The following is a 2268-nucleotide window of genomic DNA, read 5'->3' as shown; positions in this document are numbered from 1 at the left end:
CGCGGCCGGACTGGCGGGTGAAGATGTTCCAGTCGGGCTCCGATACGTGGAAGACCTATGCCGCCTGGCCGCCCGCGGGCGCGACCGCGACGGCCCTGTACCTGCGCGCCGACGGATCGCTATCGTTCGATGGGCCGGGAGAGGGGTGTCGCGCCTACACCTCCGATCCCGCCAACCCCGTGCCGTTCCGCCAGCGGCCGATGTCTGGCACGTACTTGAGCCCCGACTGGCGGAGCTGGGAGGCGGACGACCAGCGGTTCGTGGACCATCGGCCGGACGTGCTGTCCTATATCTCGGCGCCGCTGACGAGCGACCTGACGGTGACGGGCGCGCTCGCGGCGACGCTGATGGCGTCGACCAGCGCCACGGACTCCGACATGGTGGTCAAGCTGATCGACGTCCTGCCCGACGATTATCAGCGTTACGATGTGCAGGCCGGCAAGCTGGGCGACTATGGACGCCAGCTGAACGGCTATCAGCTGCCGATCGCGATGGAGGTCAGGCGCGGGCGTTTCCTCGCCAGCGACACCGACCCGCGGCCGCTCGTCCCCGGCAAGGTCGTCGCCTGGGACGTGCCGCTCCGCGACCACGACCACGTCTTCAAGGCCGGGCACCGCATCATGGTGCAGGTGCAGTCGAGCTGGTTCCCCATGATCGACCGCAACCCGCAGAGCTTCGTGCCCAACATCGCGCGGGCCAAGCCGGGCGATTACGTCAAGGCGGAGCAGCGGGTGTGTGCGGGGTCGAAAGTGCTGCTGCCGGTGATCCGCTGAAGCGGGAAGGGGCGACGCGGCAAAGCCGCGTCGTCGGTCGGCGCGAGGCGCCGCCGGCCGGGCTCGCCGCCGAGCGGCGAAACAGCAGCGCTGTTTCGCTGCGACGAGCCTAATTCTTCAGCCGCCAGCCGGTCCTGAAGATCCAGGCGATCACGCCGAGGCAGAGCAGCAGGAAGGCGAAGGTCACCGCCAGGCTGACGCCGATGTCCACGTCGCCCTTGCCGAAGAAGCTCCAGCGGAAGCCGCTGACCAGATAAACGACCGGGTTGAACAGGCTGACCGTGCGCCAGGGCTGGGGGAGCATGTCGATCGAGTAGAAGCTGCCTCCCAGGAAGGTGAGCGGCGTGATGAGAAGCGCTGGCACGAAGTTGAGCTGCTCGAACCCCTTCGCCCAGACGCCGATGATGAAGCCGAACAGGCTGAAGGCGAGCGCGGTCAGGAGCAGGAACGCGACCATCGCCGGCGGGTGCTCGATCCGGAGCGGCACGAAGCACGCGGCGGTCGCGAGGATGATGAGCCCGAGCACAACCGATTTGGTCGCGGCCGCGCCGACATAGCCGATCACCAGCTCGAACGCGGAGACCGGCGCGGACAGGATTTCGAAGATCGTGCCGGTAAATTTCGGGAAGTAGATGCCGATCGACGCGTTGCTGATGCTCTGGGTGAGGAGCGACAGCATGATCAGCCCGGGCACGATGAAGCTGCCGTAACCGACGCCACCGACCGTGCTCATCCGGCTGCCGATCGCGCCGCCGAAGACGATGAAATACAGGCTGGTGGTCAGCACCGGGGTGACCAGCGACTGCCACAGGGTGCGCAGCGCGCGCGCCATTTCGAAGCGATAGATCGCCCAGATGGAGTGGCGGTTCACGCCCGCTCTCCCACCAGGTCGACGAAGATGTCTTCCAGGCTGGACTTGCTCGTCTCCAGGTCCTTGAAGCCGATGCCGAGCTCGCGGAGCCGGTTGAGGAGGGAGGGGATGCCGGTGCGCTCCTCCGTGGCGTTGAACACGTAGCGGAGCGTGCGGCCGTCATTCTCCAAGCTGAGATTGCACTCGGCGAGCTCGGGCGGGACCGTCGCCATCGGCTCGGCCAGAGTCAGGTCGAGCTCGCGCTTGCCGAGCTTCGCCATCAGCGCCGCCTTGTCCTCTACCAGCAGCAGCTTGCCGTGGCTGATGACACCGACGCGGTCGGCCATCTCCTCCGCCTCCTCGATATAGTGGGTCGTGAGGATGATCGTGGTCCCTTGCTCGCGCAGCCGATGTACCAGCTTCCACATGTCCCGCCGGAGCTCGACGTCGACGCCGGCGGTGGGCTCGTCGAGGAACAGGATCTCGGGCTCGTGCGCCAGCGCCTTGGCGATGAGCACGCGGCGCTTCATGCCGCCCGACAGCTCCATCACCTTGGTGTCGCGCTTGTCCCAGAGCGACAGGTCACGCAGCACCTGCTCGATGTGCTGGGCGTGGCCCGAGCGGCCGAACAGGCGGCGTGAGAAA

General features: G+C 67.0%; 3 protein-coding genes. 1 reads left to right on the top strand and 2 read right to left on the bottom strand.

Going from position 1 to position 2268, the window contains the following annotated elements; genetic code table 11:
• Window positions 1-773 (top strand): CocE/NonD family hydrolase (locus JOZ79_RS10400; protein ID WP_294073862.1); only part of this gene is annotated, 773 nt, incomplete at its 5' end.
• Window positions 774-882: 109 nt separating this feature from the next.
• Here JOZ79_RS10400 and JOZ79_RS10395 read toward each other — a convergent pair.
• Complete coding sequence (locus JOZ79_RS10395; protein ID WP_294073860.1) at window positions 883-1644, bottom strand: ABC transporter permease; 762 nt, start codon at window positions 1642-1644, stop codon at window positions 883-885.
• The coding region (locus JOZ79_RS10390) for an ABC transporter ATP-binding protein (RefSeq protein ID WP_294073858.1) at window positions 1641-2268 on the bottom strand (628 nt) is incomplete at its 5' end. The genes JOZ79_RS10395 and JOZ79_RS10390, both read right to left, overlap by 4 nt.

It is taken from the genome of Sphingomonas sp., from assembly GCF_019242355.1.
Taxonomy (GTDB): Bacteria; Pseudomonadota; Alphaproteobacteria; order Sphingomonadales; family Sphingomonadaceae; genus Sphingomicrobium.
Note: the sequence above shows the minus strand (reverse complement) of the source record. Positions and strands in the feature narration are given on the sequence as shown.